This window comes from Mesorhizobium silamurunense, assembly GCF_014843905.1.
Taxonomy (GTDB): Bacteria; Pseudomonadota; Alphaproteobacteria; order Rhizobiales; family Rhizobiaceae; genus Mesorhizobium; species Mesorhizobium silamurunense.
Genome location: NZ_LPVS01000069.1, coordinates 84115 through 100945, shown reverse-complemented (window position 1 = coordinate 100945; position 16831 = coordinate 84115). Strand labels below are relative to the sequence as shown.

At 65.8% G+C, this 16831-nt stretch carries 16 protein-coding genes and 1 tRNA gene; 4 read left to right on the top strand and 13 right to left on the bottom strand.

Annotated features, from left to right (window positions below; all coding sequences use genetic code 11):
* Positions 1-5: 5 nt before the first annotated feature.
* The 3 genes from AU465_RS18880 to AU465_RS18870 are packed head-to-tail and all read right to left on the bottom strand — an operon-like array spanning position 6 to position 3702.
* The gene (locus AU465_RS18880; RefSeq protein WP_192251046.1) at positions 6-1550 is read right to left on the bottom strand and encodes a sugar ABC transporter ATP-binding protein; all 1545 of its coding nucleotides are present in this window, start codon (positions 1548-1550) and stop codon (positions 6-8) included.
* Complete coding sequence (locus AU465_RS18875; protein ID WP_192251043.1) at positions 1547-2923, bottom strand: FGGY-family carbohydrate kinase; 1377 nt, start codon at positions 2921-2923, stop codon at positions 1547-1549. Before AU465_RS18875 ends, AU465_RS18880 begins: the two co-directional genes overlap by 4 nt.
* Positions 2920-3702 carry a DeoR/GlpR family DNA-binding transcription regulator gene (locus tag AU465_RS18870; RefSeq protein WP_192251040.1) on the bottom strand — a complete coding sequence of 261 codons (783 nt, stop codon included), beginning with the start codon at positions 3700-3702 and terminating at the stop codon, positions 2920-2922. Before AU465_RS18870 ends, AU465_RS18875 begins: the two co-directional genes overlap by 4 nt.
* A 206-nt stretch (positions 3703-3908) precedes the next feature.
* On the opposite strand from AU465_RS18870, the gene AU465_RS18865 reads away from it, so the two are divergent.
* The 3 genes from AU465_RS18865 to AU465_RS18855 are packed head-to-tail and all read left to right on the top strand — an operon-like array spanning position 3909 to position 7079.
* Positions 3909-4952, top strand: a complete 1044-nt coding sequence (locus AU465_RS18865) for a class II aldolase/adducin family protein (RefSeq protein WP_192251037.1) — start codon at positions 3909-3911, stop codon at positions 4950-4952.
* A gap of 4 nt (positions 4953-4956) precedes the next feature.
* Positions 4957-6231: an FGGY-family carbohydrate kinase gene (locus tag AU465_RS18860; RefSeq protein ID WP_192251034.1), complete on the top strand. Its 1275-nt coding sequence runs from the start codon at positions 4957-4959 to the stop codon at positions 6229-6231.
* A 2-nt stretch (positions 6232-6233) separates the two neighbouring features.
* Positions 6234-7079, top strand: coding sequence for a TIGR01459 family HAD-type hydrolase (locus AU465_RS18855; RefSeq protein WP_192251031.1), 846 nt, complete (start codon positions 6234-6236; stop codon positions 7077-7079).
* Between the two features lies 1 nt (position 7080).
* Here the strand turns inward: AU465_RS18855 and AU465_RS18850 are convergent, their stop codons facing one another.
* The 7 genes from AU465_RS18850 to AU465_RS18820 all read right to left on the bottom strand — a co-directional run bounded on the left by AU465_RS18850 (position 7081) and on the right by AU465_RS18820 (position 14279).
* Complete coding sequence (locus tag AU465_RS18850) at positions 7081-8148, bottom strand: ABC transporter ATP-binding protein (protein ID WP_192251028.1); 1068 nt, start codon at positions 8146-8148, stop codon at positions 7081-7083.
* 3 nt (positions 8149-8151) lie between these two features.
* Entirely contained in the window at positions 8152-9000 is an 849-nt protein-coding gene (locus tag AU465_RS18845) for a carbohydrate ABC transporter permease (protein ID WP_192251025.1), read from the bottom strand.
* Positions 9000-9923: a carbohydrate ABC transporter permease gene (locus tag AU465_RS18840; RefSeq protein WP_192251022.1), complete on the bottom strand. Its 924-nt coding sequence runs from the start codon at positions 9921-9923 to the stop codon at positions 9000-9002. Before AU465_RS18840 ends, AU465_RS18845 begins: the two co-directional genes overlap by 1 nt.
* A gap of 194 nt (positions 9924-10117) precedes the next feature.
* Complete coding sequence (locus AU465_RS18835) at positions 10118-11395, bottom strand: ABC transporter substrate-binding protein (RefSeq protein WP_192251020.1); 1278 nt, start codon at positions 11393-11395, stop codon at positions 10118-10120.
* Positions 11396-11421: 26 nt separating this feature from the next.
* Positions 11422-12624, bottom strand: a complete 1203-nt coding sequence (locus AU465_RS18830; protein ID WP_192251016.1) for a PLP-dependent transferase — start codon at positions 12622-12624, stop codon at positions 11422-11424.
* Positions 12621-13352 (bottom strand): FadR/GntR family transcriptional regulator, encoded by a 732-nt coding sequence (locus AU465_RS18825; RefSeq protein WP_192251013.1) that lies wholly within the window; start codon positions 13350-13352, stop codon positions 12621-12623. Before AU465_RS18825 ends, AU465_RS18830 begins: the two co-directional genes overlap by 4 nt.
* Before the next feature lie 225 nt (positions 13353-13577).
* A complete protein-coding gene (locus AU465_RS18820; protein ID WP_192251010.1) occupies positions 13578-14279 on the bottom strand; it encodes a DJ-1/PfpI family protein in 702 nt (233 codons plus the stop codon).
* 86 nt (positions 14280-14365) lie between these two features.
* On the opposite strand from AU465_RS18820, the gene AU465_RS18815 reads away from it, so the two are divergent.
* Positions 14366-15313: a GlxA family transcriptional regulator gene (locus tag AU465_RS18815; protein ID WP_192251007.1), complete on the top strand. Its 948-nt coding sequence runs from the start codon at positions 14366-14368 to the stop codon at positions 15311-15313.
* Between the two features lie 26 nt (positions 15314-15339).
* Here the strand turns inward: AU465_RS18815 and AU465_RS18810 are convergent, their stop codons facing one another.
* The 3 genes from AU465_RS18810 to AU465_RS18800 form a co-directional block, all read right to left on the bottom strand.
* Entirely contained in the window at positions 15340-16002 is a 663-nt protein-coding gene (locus AU465_RS18810) for a DUF2161 family putative PD-(D/E)XK-type phosphodiesterase (protein WP_192251005.1), read from the bottom strand.
* A gap of 109 nt (positions 16003-16111) precedes the next feature.
* Positions 16112-16462 (bottom strand): hypothetical protein, encoded by a 351-nt coding sequence (locus AU465_RS18805; RefSeq protein WP_246506243.1) that lies wholly within the window; start codon positions 16460-16462, stop codon positions 16112-16114.
* A 135-nt stretch (positions 16463-16597) separates the two neighbouring features.
* Positions 16598-16673: transfer RNA gene (locus AU465_RS18800), tRNA-Ala, on the bottom strand.
* Positions 16674-16831 lie beyond the last annotated feature (158 nt).

Below are 16831 nucleotides of genomic sequence, written 5' to 3'. Positions count from 1 at the left end.
GTCGATCATTCCTGGGCCGCTCCCGTCGCAAGTTCCATGATCGCTTCCTGGCGAAGCGGTTCGCCCGCGGACGCCGTCACCTCGCCGGCGATGGCGCCGTCGCGCATCACCAGCACGCGGTCGGCGACTCCGATCACTTCCGGCAATTCGCTGGAGATCATCAGGATGGCGATGCCCTTGTTGGCGAGACTGTCGATCAGCCGGTAGATCTCCGACTTGGCGCCGACATCGACGCCGCGCGTCGGCTCGTCGAGGATGATCACCTTCGGCGCGGTCTCCAGCAGGCGGGCGAGCAGCACCTTCTGCTGGTTGCCGCCCGACAGCGAGCCGGCATTGGCCTGCGCCGACCTCGTGCGGATCGACAGTTCGGCGACCGCCTTGGCGGCGCGCCGTTCGGCGGCGGCGAAGTCGCGAAAACCGCCGGCGCGCGCATCGCTCGCCAGTACGCCCATGTTGATGTTGTCGGAAATCGACATGTCGAGGAACAGGCCAAGTTCCTTGCGGTCCTCGGTGAGATAGGCGATGCCGGCCTCGAGCGCCTCGCGCGGCGAGGCGATCGCGAGCGGTTTGCCGTCGAGCTCCAGCTCGCCAGCGCTGCGCCGGTCGGCGCCGAAGATCAGCCTGGCGAGCTCGGTGCGGCCGGAGCCGACCAGCCCGGCCAGCGCCAGGACCTCGCCGTGATAGAGGTCGAACGAGCAGTTCTTCAGCAACCTGCCGTCCGACATACCGCGCACCGACAGCGCCACCTGGCGCTTGCTGTCCGGCGGGCGGTGATCCTTCTTGTAGAAGGCCGACAGATCGCGGCCGACCATCATCGAGACGAGGCGCGAGGCGTTGAGATCGGCACGTTCCAGCGTGCCGACATAGCCGCTGTCGCGCAGCACGCTGACCCGGTCGGCAAGCTGGTACACCTCTTCCATGCGGTGGCTGATATAGATGATGGCGATGCCTTGCGCCTTGAGCGTGGCAATGACCTCGAACAGCCTTTCGGTCTCGCGCGACGTCAGCGAGGTGGTCGGTTCGTCCATGACGATGATGCGGGCGCTGGTCGACAGCGCGCGGGCGATCTCGACCAGCTGACGCTCGCCGAGCGACAGGCTGGAGACCAGGGCACGCGCCGAGAAGGAAACGCCAAGCCGCCCGATGATGTCCCGGGCACGCCGGTTGCATTGGTCGCGGTCGACGATGCCGAACCTGCGCGGCTCGTTGCCGAGGAAGATGTTCTGCGCCACCGTGAGGTTCGGCGCCAGCGACAGCTCCTGGTAGATGACGGCGATGCCATGGGCGCGGGCCTTGATCGGATCGCCGGTGGCGACCGGCGCGCCGTCGATCAGTATTTCACCGCCGGCATCGGGCCGATAGGCGCCGGACAGCACCTTCATCAGCGTCGACTTGCCGGCACCGTTCTCGCCCATCAGCGCGTGCAGCTCGCCGGCATTGACGGTGAGCGACACGTCCTGCAGGGCGCGGATGGGGCCGAAGGTCTTGGAGATGTGACGCATCTCCAGCACCGGTCTCTGCACCGCCTCGACATGGGCGATGGCGCTCATTGCGCACCTCCCGCCGACCGGGCGATGCCGCGCCCGGCAATGAGGGCGCGCCAGCCGTCGCGGTAACCGGCCAGGCCTTTGAAGCTTGCGGCGCGCACCGGCTCCGGCGTGTCGGCGGCGAATTCGCGGCCGACGCTCTCGAAGGCGAGCGCGGCGGCGCCCGTGGCGCTGCCTTCCAGCGTGGCGCCCTGCATGAAGGACTGGCCGGGGCGCAGCGCGGCCAACAGGCCGGCGAGCAGGCCGCCCGCGTTCAGCCCGCCGTCGACGATGACGGTGTCTCGCGACCGGATCAGGTCGAGCGACAGGTCGACCATTAACGCAACGTAGAGCAGCGCCACGGCCGCACGTTCCTCGGCCTCGGAAACGCGGCCGACGATTTCGCCTGTCCGGCCTGGCATCGGCCCGCCGGGCGCGAAACTCGGCAGCGCCATGACGCCGGCATCGATCGCGCGTTGTATCGAGGCCGGAGCAATCGTGCCCTGCCAGTTGCCGCTGATGGTCGCGAATTCGCGCCCGCCCATGAAACGGATGGTCGGCACCGGACCGCCATCGACATCGACGTTGACCAGCATGTCGCGGTCGCGGTCGAGCGCGTCGAGCGGGCAGTCCGGATTGAGCACGATCACCCAGGTGCCCGTCGACACCACGGTGAGCGGTCCGAGTTCCTGCCGCCGATAGGCATGGAGCGCGGCGTTGCTGTCATGGACGCCGTTGTGGATGGCGACCGGCAGGCCGGATCTGCCGAAGCGCCGCTCGCCGATGACGGCGCCGGCGCGCGCGAAGGCGGGCATGCGGCCGCGCCAGCCTTCGGCGTCGACCAGCGAGGAGAAGTCGCGCCGGCGCGGCGCCCACAGATGCGAATGACAGCCGAGATAGGACACTTCCGAAACGGCCCGGCCGCCGAAGCGCCAGCTCCAATACTGCGGATAACCGAGGATCGCCTTCGCGGCGGCGAAGGCGCCGGGCTCCACTTGCTCAAGCCACAGCATGTGGCGGCCGTAGTTGAAGCCAAGCGGGAGGCGCGGCGAAAAGGTCTCGGCGAAATCGGGAATGCGGCGATCGATCCGCGCTGCGATCTCGGCCGACGGTTCCTGCTCATAGTCGAGAATGGGATGCGTCAGCGCCGCCTCATCGACCAGGGCGAAGGTGCAGCCATGGCCGGACACCATCAGGCCTTCGATGCCATGACCGTCGACGGCCTCGTTGACGGCATCGAGCGCCCAGTCATACACGGTCGCCTCGTCAAGCACGCTGAGGCCGCCCCTGCGAATCCAGTCAGGACTGGTGCGCCGCTCGTCGACGATGCGCCCGTCCTGACCGAAGACGAACAGCTTCGAGTTGGTCTTGCCGAAGTCGAGCACCGCCACCTTCACGGGAGGGCTCCCGAGGCCGGGGCGATGCGCACGCTGACACCGGCGTCCTCCAGCATGCGCGCATCGGCATCGGAGAGGCCGTCATCGGTCACCAGCGTGCCGATGCGCGACAGCGGCATGGCGACGTTGCGGGCGTGGATCGACAGCTTGCGGCTGTCGGCCAGCACCACGATCTGATCGGCGCAGAGGCTGAGATCGACGATCGAGCGCACCAGCAGCGGATGCGATTCCAGAACGCCTTCATGGCTGAGGCCTTGCGCGCCGAGAAAGAATTTCGAGGCGTAGAACGGAACGGCCTGGGTGAGCGAATGGATGATGCCGGGCTCGCGGTGCAGGTCGCCGCCGGCGATGGTCAGGCTGCAGTGGCCATGATCGCTGAGATAGGCCGCGAGCGGCATGGAATTGGTGAAGAGGCGGATGTTACGGTCGGCAAGCCTCACGCCGAGATGGAAGCAGGTCGAGCCGCCGTGGACGATAACGGCGTCGCCATCGCGCACCATGGTCGCGGCGACGGCGGCGATCTGCCGCTTGGCGTCCACCGCCAGGTCGCGGTTCTCGTCATAGGGCCTGGCATAGGCGACCCCCGCATGGGCAGCGCCATCAAGGGCGGATATGCCGCCATAGACCTTCCGCGCCTCGCCAGCCTCGTCGATCTTGTCGATGTCGCGCCTGACCGTCGCAGCCGAAACGCCGAGCCGCTCCTGCAGTTCGCGCACCGATGCAAAGGGGCGATCGCGCAAGAGCTCGACGATCTGACGCTGGCGGCCGGAATCGCTCAACTCTCTCCTCCTCACATGCCATTTTCCACGGCAATTGGCGCAACTTACTCAACATTAGTCAGATTGCAAGCCAGTTTTGACGATACTAGATCACTGTTGACGTATATCGCTCGCATCTGCGATATCACACCAAATGCTCCCGACGACGGGAGATCATGCGAGAACCAGGCCCGAGAACCAGGGCAAGCCGTTGGAGGAGAAGCGCCATGGCGACCCAAGCTGATGCGCAGGAACTGGCCGCCTTGCGGGCGCTTTCGGCCAGGATCGGCAGCAACCCGCACCTGACCCAGGCGGCCGGCGGCAACACGTCGCTGAAGGCCGGCGACACGCTGTGGATCAAGGCCTCCGGCACCTGGCTGAAGGATGCGCTGTCCGACGACATCATGGTGCCGGTGGCGATGGTGCCGCTGATCGAGGCCGTCGAACGGCGCGATCCGGCTGCCGATAAGCCGCAGGCATTTGCCATCGGCGCCCTCAATCCACGCGGCTTGCGCCCGTCGATCGAGACCACCGTGCACGCGCTGATGCCGCAGCGGGTCGTGCTGCATGTCCATTGCGTCGATACGATCTCGCTCGCGGTCCAGGCCGATTGCGAGATCAAGGCCGCGCGGCGACTAGAGGGCGTCGAATGGGCCTATGTTCCCTATCGCCGGCCGGGCCTGCCGCTTGCCCAGGGCATTGCCGAACGGCTGCGGCCCGGGGTCGACGTGCTGATCCTCGGCAATCACGGGCTGGTCGTCGCCGCCGAAACCGTGACCGATGCGGAGCGCCTGCTGCATCGGGTCAGATCGCTCCTGGCGCGGACGGCGCGGACGGCGGCGAATGCCGATGCCGCGGCGCTGACGGCGCTTGCCGGCGACAGCAGCGGCTACAGATTGCCGGCGGATGTCGAGGCGCATGCGGCGGCGCTCGACGCGGACAGCCGCCGCATGGCCGAAGCCGGCAGCCTCTATCCGGACCATGTCATCTTTCTCGGCCGGAGCTCCGTGGTGGCAAGGCCCGGCGAACATGTCGCCGACGTCATCGCGCGGCTGGGCGTCAAGCCGGCCGCGATCCTCTTTCCCGGCGTCGGCGTGCTGATGCGCGGCGATGCCAGCACCGGCGCGGACGCCATGCAGCGCTGCCTTGCCGATGTGACTGCCCGGATCGACATCACGGCACGCCTGAATTATCTGACCGCCGCCGAAAACGACGAACTGATCAACTGGGATGCCGAGCAGTATCGCCAGAAACTCAACGCCGCGGGCTAGGCGCATGGCGCCGCTTGCCATAGGCATCGACGTCGGCACCTCCGGGTCGCGCGCCGTCGCGATGCGTCCGGACTTTTCCATCGCAGCACGCGCCGCCGCGCCGCTCGATCGCTTCGGCGCGAACGGCCGCGATCCCGCTGTCTGGTGGGCCGCGGTCGAGGCGACGCTGAAGGAGTTGCTCTCCGGCGTCGATCGCGCCGCGGTGCGGGCGATCGCCGTCGACGGCACGTCGGGCACCGTGCTGCCGGTGGACGGCGCCGGGCGGCCGCTGGCCGAGCCGCTGATGTACAACGACAAAGTTTCGGACGACGCCATGCTCGCCGCGATCGCCCGCACGGCGCCGGAAACCAGCGCCGCGCATGGGGCGACGTCCGGGCTTGCCAAGGCGCTCTGGTTCCAGCGCATGCCCGGCGTCCATGCCGTGCTGCACCAGGCCGACTGGATCGGCGGGCAATTCTCCGACCGTTTCGACGTCAGCGACGAAAACAACAGCCTGAAGACCGGCTATGACGCCGAGGAACGCCGCTGGCCTGACTGGATCGCGGAAACCGGCATGCGCCTGACGCTGTTGCCTGGAGTCGCCAGGCCGGGCAGCGTGACCGGCAGGCTCACGGCCGCGGCAGCCGACCTGTTCGGACTGCGGCGCGAGGTGGCGGTGGTTGCCGGCACCACGGATGGCTGCGCATCGTTCCTGGCGACGGGCGCGGCGGATGCCGGCGACGGCGTCACCGCGCTCGGATCGTCGCTGACCATCAAGATGCTGTCCGACCGGCCGATCTTTGCGCCGCGCTACGGCATCTACAGCCATCGGCTGGGCGACGCCTGGCTGGCGGGCGGTGCGTCGAATACCGGCGGCAAGGTGCTCGCCCAGCATTTCCCGCTCGCGCGCATCGTCGAACTCAGCGCCGCAATCGATCCGGCGGCCGAGACCGGCCTCGACTATTATCCGCTCGGCGCGGCCGGCGAGCGCTTCCCCATTGCCGATCCTTCGCTGCAGCCGCGCCTTCTGCCGCGGCCAGAATCCGACGCCGAGTATCTGAAGGCGATGCTCGAGGGCATCGCAGCCATCGAGGCGCTCGGCTACCAGAGGCTTGCCGAACTCGGCGCGCCGAGATTGACCTCGGTGCGGAGCGTCGGCGGCGGCGCCGCCAATGCTGCCTGGACCGAGATCCGGCGGCGCAAGCTAGGCGTCGATTTCCTGCCGGCACTCTCCGATGATGCCGCAGCCGGGACGGCAAGGCTGGCGCTGATGGGTGCAAGAGAGGCGGGGCTGCTGTGAGCATGAAGCAAGCCAGACATCTCGGCGGGATCGGAGCGCTCGCCGATCGCTACGACGTGTTCCTGCCCGACCAGTTCGGCGTGCTGCATGACGGGCAGCAGCCCTATGCGGGTGCGGTCGAAGCCCTGTCGGCGCTGAAGCGCGCCGGCAAGACCGTGGTGCTGATCTCCAATTCCGGCAGGCGGGCGGAGCCCAACGAGCGGCGGCTGCTGAAGCTCGGTTTCGAGGCGGGAAGCTGGGACCATTTCGTCTCGTCCGGCGAGGTGGCCTGGCGGATGTTCAAGGACATGGTGGGCTCGGGCGTCTTGAAGGCGGGCACAAGATGCCTGCTGATCAGCCGTGACGGCGACCGTTCGGCGATCGAAGGCCTGCCCTTGACCCTGACCGAGCGGGGCGACGACGCAGAGCTGGTGCTGCTCTCGGCCAGCGAGGGCGACCGCTATGATCTCGATCATTACGGCACGCTGCTTGACCCGGCCGCCGCACGACGGGTGCCGTGCTTCTGCACCAATCCCGACCGGATCATGCTGACCGCGGTCGGACCGCGTTTCGGCGCCGGCGAGATCGCCGACCTCTATGAACGCCTCGGCGGCAGCGTCACCCGTGTCGGCAAACCCTATCCGGCGATCTTCGAAGCGGCGCTGGCGCTGGCCGGAAATCCGGCGCGCGGCGACGTTGTCTGCGTCGGCGACAGCGTCGAGCATGACATCGCCGGAGGCAGCCGCGCCGGCGTCGCGACCGCACTGGTCATGTCCGGAATATTGGCCGATGCCGGCGACCTGACCGGGCTGTTCGAAGAGCTTGGCGCGTGGCCGGACTACACGATGGATGCCTTCCGCTGGCGTTGACCTACCCTATACGACTGCCGGCTGCCGGATCGAACAGATGCAGTGACGTCGGATCGGCGGCGAGGTGGATGATGTCGCCCGGCTTCACGTCGCTGCGGCCCATGACGAAGACGCAGATCTGCTGGTTGGCCAGCCTGACATAGAACTGCGTCGACAGGCCGAGCGGCTCGACGACCTCGACCTCGGCCTTCAGCGCGCCGTCGTCGGCGAGCCTGATGTGCTCGGGCCGGAGCCCAATGGTGAGCGCATCGCCATCGCTCAGCGGCAGGCCATCCGGCAGCCGCAACTTCTGGCCATCGGCGAGCACGGCGTCGACCTTGCCGCCCTTGGCAACCTTAGCCGGCAAAAAGTTCATGCCGGGCGAGCCGATGAAGCCGGCAACGAAAGTGTTGACCGGCCGGTCGTAGAGTTCCAGCGGATGGCCGACCTGCTGCACGTAGCCGTCATGCATGACGACGATGCGGTCGGCCATGGTCATGGCCTCCACCTGGTCATGCGTGACATAGACCGATGTGGTCTTGAGCTGCTGGTGCAGCGCCTTGATCTCGGCGCGCATATGAACGCGCAGCTTGGCGTCGAGGTTGGACAGCGGCTCATCGAACAGGAACACTTTCGGGTCGCGCACGATGGCGCGGCCCATGGCGACGCGCTGGCGCTGGCCGCCGGACAATTGGCGCGGAAGACGGCCGAGATAGCTGTCGAGGCCGAGGCGCTTGGCGGCGGCGCCCACCCTGCCGTCGATCGTCGTCTTCTCGGCCTTCTTCAGCATCAGGCTGAAGCCCATGTTGGAGGAGACGTCCATATGCGGGTAGAGCGCATAGGACTGGAACACCATTGCGATGTCGCGGTCCTTCGGCGCGACATCGTTGACCAGCCGCTCGCCGATGCGGATCTCGCCGCCGGTGACCTCCTCCAGCCCGGCGATCATGCGAAGCAGCGTGGACTTGCCGCAGCCTGACGGGCCGACCAGCACGACGAACTCGCCATCGGCGATCTCGAGGTCGACGCCGTGCAGGATGCGCAGCGAGCCATAGTCCTTCTCGACATGTTGCAGCGTGACGGAAGCCATCGATTATCCTTTGACCGCGCCGGCGGTGAGGCCGGTGACGAGATAGCGTTGCAGGAAGGCGAAGAAGACGCAGACCGGGATCAGCGCCAGGATGGAGGCCGCCATCATCTGCCCCCAATCCACCGCGAACTTGCCGATGAAGGTGAGCAGGCCGACGGCAAAGGTCTTCTGCGCGTCGCTGGAAATCAGCATCAGCGCGAACAGCAATTCGCTCCAGGCCGCGGTGAAGACGAAGCCGAGTGTCGCGCCCATGCCGGGCAAGGTCAGCGGCACGATCACCCTGCGCATGGCTTGGGCACGCGTGCAGCCGTCGATCATCGCCGCCTCCTCCAGATCCTTCGGGATGCCGTCGAAGAAGGACTGCATCAGGAAAGTGGCGAAGGCGGTGTTGAAGGCGGTGTAGATGATGATCAGCCCGGTCAGGCTGTTGGTCAGGCCGAGATCCCCCATGATGCGGTAGATCGGTGGGATGACCATGACCAGCGGGAAGGTCTGGGTGAGCAGCAACAGGATGGCTAAAGTCGCCTTGCCGCGGAAGGTGAAGCGCGACATCGCATAGCCTGCGAGCGTGGCGATGACTGTGACCAATGCCGCCGTCGACAGCGAGACGATGACGCTGTTCAGGAAATAACGCGGGAAGTCGGAGGCTTCGAGCACGGTGACGAAGTTCTGGAAAGTCATCTCGGACGGCCAGAAGGTGATGCCTTCGGAATAGAGCAAGCGTTCGGGCGTCACCGAGATCTTCAGCGTCCAGAAGATCGGGAACAGCGCGAAGATCACGTAGGCGGCGATCGCCGCGTAAAGGCCGATGCCGCCGACGATGCGCGAGGAGGTGGAGCGACCGGCGATCATCAGACGTGCCTCACAAGCGTGCGGCGAATGGCGATCAGGCCGATGGCATAGGCTATCAGCAGCACCAGAAGCAGCACCGCGACCGCCGAGGCGTAACCTTTGTCGAGCGACTTGAAGGCGCTGACATAGATGTAGACGGGCACCGTGCTGGTGGAGCCTGCCGGTCCGCCCTCGGTCATGACGAAGATCAAATCGGCGAAGGTGGCGATCCAGATGGTGCGCAGCATGACGGTGATGACGATGGTCGGCGCCAGGAACGGCAGCGTCACCTTGGTGAAGCGCTGCCAGGGCGAAGCGCCGTCGATGGCCGCGGCTTCATGCAGCTCGGAGGGGATCGACTTGAGCGCCGCAAGCAGCGTGATGGCGAAGAAGGGGATGCCGAACCAGATGTTGGCGACGATCGGCCCCCACATGGCGGTGGCCGGATCGGACAGCACGTTGGTCGGCTCAGCCTTCAGCCCGAGCGCGAAGAGCCAATGCGGCAGCGGACCGATGATCGGATTGAACAGCCAGGCCCAGGTAAGGCCGGAGAGGAAAGACGGTACGGCCCAGGGCAGGAACACCACTGCCTGCACGACCTTGCGGCCGTGGAACGGCTTGTCGAGCAGCAGCGCGAGAGCCAGGCCAAGGAAGAACTGGAAGAACAGGCTGGCGACCGTCCACCATAGCGTGTTGACCAGCGCCTGGCCGAGCACGGCGTCGGAAAGCATCGCCTGGTACTGGCCGAGGCCGACATATTCCGACTTGAAGGCCGAGAATTTGCGGAAGGAATAGCTGATGCCGATGATGAGCGGCACCAGAAGCACCACGACCAGCAGGACAATAGCCGGCGAAAGATACAGCCATGGCTCGATTGCCGCCCTGCTCAACCGTTGCTTTCGCGGCCGGCCGGCGGCTCGGATTTCGGACACTGCGTAGGTCATGCGGGTGGCGCTCTTTAGCAACTTGCGGCGGCAGACTTGATGTGGCGACGGCGACAGCCTCCTTCCCTCCGTTCACGGGGAGAAGATGCCGGTAGGCAGATGAGGGGCGGCGCTAGCATGGCAGAACTCGGCACTGCCCCTCATCCGGCTCTTCGAGCGACCTTCTCCCCGCAAGCGGGGAGAAGGAAGGCCGCCTACTTCTTGTTCTTGGCCAGCCAGGCCTGCTGTTCCTTGGTCAGGAACGCCGCCCATTCGTCGGCCACCTGCTTGGCCGGCTTCTGGCCGAGCAGCACTTCCTGGAAGTTCTTGATCGCCACCTGGTCTACGAAGTTGCCGAGGTTCTCCAGATGGGTCGGCGGCGTCACCATTTCATATTTGGAGCTGTCGCTGAGCTCGGTGAACCAGCCCTTGAACTGCTCCGTCTTGAAGTGGGCATCCTGGTCGGCACCGTTATGGATCGGGACGACGCCAACTTCCTTGGCCCATTCCAGATTGTCCTTCGGCGACAGCAGCGTCGCCATCAGCTTCCAGGCCTCGTCCTTATGCTGGGAATTGGCGAACATCGCCCAGCCGGCATAACCCAGCGTCGGATAGGACTTGCCGCTCGGGCCGACCGGCAATGGCGCGACCGCGAAATCGTCGGCGCTCATCTTGTCGGCGATGCCGAGCAGCGCGTCCGGGTCCTGGTTGAGCATGGCGCAGGTGCCGGAATAGAAACCGGTCACCGTTTCGTTGAAGCCCCAGCTCACCGCGTCTTTCGGCGCCAGGCCGTTCTTGTACATGTCGGCCAGCATCTGCAGGCCCTTGACCGAACCCTCGTCATTGATGGTCGAGGTGCCGTCCTCGGTGAAATAGCCGCCCTTGCCGTCGGCGATGTTCATGAACATGTGCATGCCGTTGAAGGCGCCGGGGCCGCCGCGCAGGCAGTAGCCGTATTTGCCGGGAATCGCCGAGATTTTCTTCGAGAATTCCACGAACTCGTCGAGGGTTGCCGGCGGACGGTCGAGGCCCGCTTCCTTGAACAGCTTCTTGTTCCAGAACAGCGCGTTCACATAGTAGCCGTAAGGGATCATGAACTGGGTGTTGTTGACGGTCGAGCCGAATTGCTTGGCGCGCTCGCCGAGCGTCTTGGCGTCGTCCCATTTGGCCATGTAGGGGCCGAGATCCTCGAGCTGGCCGTTATTGGCATAGAGGCCCATCCAGCGCTCCGGCATCTCGACGACATCGGGCGTGTCGCCGGCCTGCACCATGGTGAGGAATTTTTCGAAGGCCTGGCCCCAGGGCAGCGAAACGAGCTCGACCTTGATGCCGGGATTGGCCTGCTCGAACTCGGCGATCTGCTTCTTCAGGAATTCGGTGCGCGGCGGGCTGGTGATGACCTCGACCATCTTGACGGTGGTGTCGGCCAGCGCGGTTCCGGCGGAGATCGCCAGGCCGGCAGCGGCGGCAAGCATGATTGTCAGTCTTTTCATGTTCAGGACTCCCATTTTTGAACACATTATTTTTTTGCTCTGTCGAAGGCCTGGGCGATGTCGGCCCAGAGGTCCTCGACATTTTCCAATCCGACATTGAAGCGGATGGTTCGGGGGCTGACGTCGAAGCGAGCCATCGAATTGAGACCCGGCGTCTGCTCGAGCGAGGCCTTGGCCGGCACGACCAGGCTTTCATGGCCGCCCCAGCTGACGCCGATGCGGAAGAGCTTCAGCGCATCGACGAAGGCAGGAATGTCGACATCCTCGGTGACCTCGAAGGAGAACAGCCCGGCATAGCCGGCGAGCGTCTTCTTGCCGGGATGATTGGAATAGGCGGGGTGGTTGACCCGCTCGACCTTGCCATGCGCCTTCAGCCGCTCGGCAAGGATGAGCCCGCTCTTCATGTGGTGCGGCAATCTCAGCGGCAGCGTGCGCAGGCCGCGCAGAAGCAGCCAGCCCTCGAAGGGCGACAGCTTGCCGCCGAGCGAGGAATAGGTCTGCTCGTTGATGTGCTTGATGTGCGCGGCCGAGCCCGCCACCACGCCGGCGACGGTGTCGCTGTGGCCGCCGAGATATTTCGAAGCCGAATGCAGCACCAGATCGACGCCATGCGCAATCGGCTTTTGGAAGACGGGCGTGGCCCAGGAATTGTCGATGGTGGTGACGATGCCCTCTTCCTTCGCCAGCCGCGTCAGATGCTCAATGTCCTGCAGCTCGAACATCATCGAGGTCGGGCTTTCGAGATAGAGCAGCTTGGCGCCGGGAAGTGCCGCCGCGACCGCGTCGGGATCGGAGCCGTCGACGTAGTCGACCTTGATTTGCAAGCGCGGGAACAGCCGCTCGAACAGCCGGTAGGCATCGCCATAGCAATTGCGCACGGCGACGATGCGCTCGCCGGCGCCGACGAAGGCAAGCACCGTGGCGCTGATCGCCGCCATGCCGCTGGAGAAGCCGCGGGCGGCTTCGGCGCCTTCCAAAGCCGCGACGCGCGCTTCGAATTCCATCACCGTCGGGTTGTCGCCGCGCGAATAGATCGGCTGCCTTCTCCTGCCGGCAAAGGTGTCGGCCATATCGGCATAGTTGTCGAAGGTGAAGAGCGAGGTCTGGTAGATCGGCGGCACCACCGCGCCGCCGGGAAACGGATCGTCATGCGCGAGAAGCGTCGCCGCCTCGCCGAGATAGTCGCTGGCCAGGGAAGCCGGATCGAAGGCGGCGGGGTGCTCGTTCATTTGCGGTCCAAAAGTTTGAGGTTGGCGGCGCCGCGCTTCAGGTCGTCCTCGACCGTGGCGATGAGCTTCAGCGCCTCGCCGCGGGCACCCTCGGGATCGTGCGCGGCGATGCAGTCGAAGATTGTGCGGTGATAGGGAAAGCTGGCGTGGCCGAAGTCGCGCACACCCAGCGGATGTTCCCAGAAGCGGTGGAACAGCTCGTGCATGGCGCTGATGATCTGCTCGAACAGCGGATTGCCGGAGGCGCGGTAGACCGACTGGTGGAATTCCCAGTCCTCTTCCGACGACATGCCCGCGCGGGTGTGGAAGGCTTCTTCCATGATGTCGAGCTTGTGCTCGATCTCGGCGATCTCGGCCTTGCCGGCGCGGATCGCGCAAAGTGCTGCCGCCTCGGCCTCCAACGCGCGGCGGATCTCCAGCGTGCGCATCAGGCCGGCGAAATCGTTGCCGCCAGCAAGCGTCAGCGGCATGTGCAGCATGTCGGGCGAGACGGCCGCCTTGAGATAGGTGCCGCTGCCCTGGCGCCGCTCGACGAGGCCTAGCCCCTCCCAGCGCGTCAGCGCCTCGCGCACCGTGTTGCGGCTGACCTTCAGGCGTTCGGCTAGGATGCGCTCGGTCGGCAGTTTTTCACCGGGCCCCAGCGCCTCCTGCCTGACGAAGCCGGCCAACGCCTTCAGCACCGCGTCATCGCGGGCCGTCGTCTGAATGGGCGGGAGGCTGTCTGTCACGCCAGCGGGGGCCTAAAGTGGTTCAATGGTCCAACCAATTTCTGCACAGACCGAATGGCGAGTCAACAGCCGAAATCGAGATAGGACCGAACGGCGCGGCGATACGCCATTCGGTCCGACCGGCTCAGAGCGGTTCACCGTTTCACGGAAACGGCAAACCACTTATCTCTTTGTTTTGACGCAATTCCGGACGGAAAACCGTTTCACGCTTTTCCCGGAATTGCTCTAGCCGTGGACGCGCTCCGGTATGGCGCGATCGCTGCGCCAGCGGGCAAACATTTCCTCGCGAGCCAGTCGCGAAGCCGCAAGGCGTGCCTTCGCCTCCGCCAGCACGGCCGGCGAAGCCTCGGCGGGCGTGCCAGACCGGAAGGGAGGCGCCGGAGCGTATTCGAGCGAAAGCTGCACCGTTTCGGCCTCGGCCTGTCCGAGCAGCCTCGCGACCAGCGCCAGACCGAAATCGATTCCCGAGGTGACGCCTCCGGCGGTGATCAGGTTGCCGTCCTCCACAATCCGCTCGTCGACAGGAATCGCGCCGAACTCGGCGAGGAAATCATGCGCGTACCAATGCGTCGTCGCCCGCTTGCCCTCGAGCAGCCCGGCCGCGCCGAGCACCAGGGCGCCGCTGCACACCGAGGTGACATAGCGGGCCTGCGCCGCGCGCTGCCTTACGAAGTCGAGGACCGCCCGGTCCTCCAACAGCGCGTTGACGCCTCCCCCGCCCGGAACGCACAGCACATCGAGAGGCGGGCAATCGTCGAAGGTCACGGTCGGGTTGAGGGACAGTCGCGTCGACGACATTACCGGATTGCGGTCCTTCCAGATCAATTCCACTTCGGCGCCCTTGGCCGTCGCCAGGACTTCGTAGGGCCCGGTGAGGTCGAGCTGCTGGACGTTGGGGAATACGAGAATGCCGAAACGAAGGGACATGGAAATCTCCGTGGGTTGACTCCCGGTAATCTACGGCATCATGTTTTGGCACGATTGCCAATCATCCCTCGTTTCAAGCCAAACCTATGCGCCGTATCGAAATCCTCGCCTATCCCGACGTCCAGCTCCTCGATGTCAGCGGACCGCTCCAGGTTTTCGCCAGCGCCAACGACTTCAGGACGCAGGCCAGCGAACCGCCCGTCTACGAAGTCTTGGTCGTCGCCGCTTCGCCGCGGATCAGGACATCGTCCGGTCTCGTGCTGGAGGCAGCAGCGCTGCCGGCGCACGGGCTCGAGATCAACACGGTGATCGTGCCCGGCGGGTGGGGCGTCAACGCTGCCTGCGAGGATCCTGAGCTGGTCCAGTGGATCATCGGCCGGTCGCACGACGCCACGCGAACGGCGTCCGTCTGCAGCGGCGCCATGCTGCTGGCAGAGGCGGGCCTGCTCGACGGCCGTCGCGCGGTCACCCATTGGGGACGCTGTGCCGAGTTCGCCCGGCGCTTTCCGGCGGTCCGCCTCGAACCCGACCCGATCTTCATTCGTGACGGCAATGTCTGGACGTCCGCGGGCGTGACGGCGGGCATAGATCTTGCCCTTTCTTTCGTCGAGGCCGACCTTGGCCGGCGCATGGCGCTTGCGGTGGCGCGCGAGTTGGTCGTCTTCCTGAAACGCCCTGGCGGCCAGGCGCAGTTCAGCCAGACCCTCAAGCTGCAGGATGGCGACGAGCGCTTCGATAAGCTGCATGGCTGGATCCTGGACAATCTGGGCGGCGACCTTTCGCTGACGAGATTGGCCGAACGCGCCAATATGAGCCCGCGCAGCTTCTCGCGGCACTATCGGGAGGCAACCGGCCGTACGCCCGCCCGCGCGATCGAGGAGATACGGATCGAGGCGGCGCGGCGGATGCTGGAGCAGGGACTGGCCGTCAACCAGGCGGCCCGCCGCTGCGGCTTCGGCTCGGAAGAGACGATGCGACGCGGCTTTTTACGCACCCTCGGCACGAACCCGCGCGACTATCGCGAGCGTTTCTGAAGCATCGCCTCGTCTATGAATGCTCGCTACAACGGGCTCACCCCATCTGATAGCACGGCGGCATGGCCGAGCTCGGTCAGCGCGTAGATGCCGCGCTCGGCCCGGGCGAACCAGCCATAGTAATTGTGCAGCAGGATGCTGGCCGCGCGCGGCGAAAGAGCCTTGAGGTCGCGCGGCCGCTTCGGGCCGTCGGCCATGGCGGCGGCGCAGGCAATCGCTTCCTGGCGATAGGCGGTCATGATCGGCCTTTGCCGCGTGCTGCCGCCGATGGACGGATCGCCCTTGCGGCGGTGATGTTCCTCGACCAGGCGCGAGCGCCGCCTCGGGTCGCGCCGCGGCGGCGCGGCGGCGGGGCTGAGCAGCAGCTCGACCTTGCCCTTTCCGTCAACCGCCAGCAACCCGAAACCGAGACGCCGGCATAGCGCGCGAAAACGGCGGTCATGCTCTCGGCCCTTGCCGCGCGCCGACATCCGGGCGGCGAGCCAGACCTCGTCGCAGGCGGCCGCGCGATCGACCCCCTGCAGGACGAGCTCGAGATTGAACTGCAGCTTCAGCTCGCAGATGACGACCACGGGCGGCTCGCCTTCGCGCAGCCCGACGATGTCGCAGCCGCCGACTTCGCCCTTGACGGTGAAATCCAGGCTCTCGAGGAATCGCTTCACCGGGGCATAGAGGGATGTTTCCTGCATGGCAGAGGCATAGCCGATTCGGACCGGTCCGGCCCAGCAGACGACGGCACTATGGCAATAGGTCAGGCCGAGGGAGGGTCGTGGTCGATTGCCAAGAGAGTTCCGTGGATTATTGCCTGGCGAACGAGCCCGTATAGGTATGGCCGGCAAGTGTGTAGGTGACCGCCAGCGTTCCGTCGGGGAGCATCGCAAAGGTGATGTCGGCGCCATTCGGAAGGCGGCCGAGCTTCAATGTGTTCCCGGCAATCCTGCCGGCGCCGTCGGCCACTCCCGGCTTGTTGTCGGCCACATCGCCCCAAGCATAGCTGACCGTCACCTGCCCGCCTGGGGAAACCGTCAGCACGGCCAGCTTGCCTTCATACATGCCATCCAGCCGTCCGGCCCATATGCCTGAGAATGCGGCATACCTGGCCGGAACGCCCTTGCCGGGAGGCGTGACCGCCACGGTTTGGTCCAGCACCGCCAAATCCGGAGAAGCCGGAGCCGCGACGGCAGCCGGGGCAAGTTGGGGCGGCGGAGACGGCGGCGCTTCAGGCGCCGATTGGCAAGCAGCGAGCGTGAATGCCGCGAAACCGAGCATCACAGAAAGACTGTTTGGTGGAGCCAATCGGAATCGAACCGACGACCTCTTGAATGCCATTCAAGCGCTCTCCCAACTGAGCTATGGCCCCACTCCCGGCAGTCAGCCGGCGCCGTTTCCGGCGAAGAGATCCGGCGCGGCTGGGAACCGCGCCGTCGTTTAGTGCTGGCGGCTTCTAGCGCCGCCTTCGGTCAAGATCAAGCCTTCAAAAGCCGCTTTTTCGTCACAGGCCGAAATGGCCGGCAAACG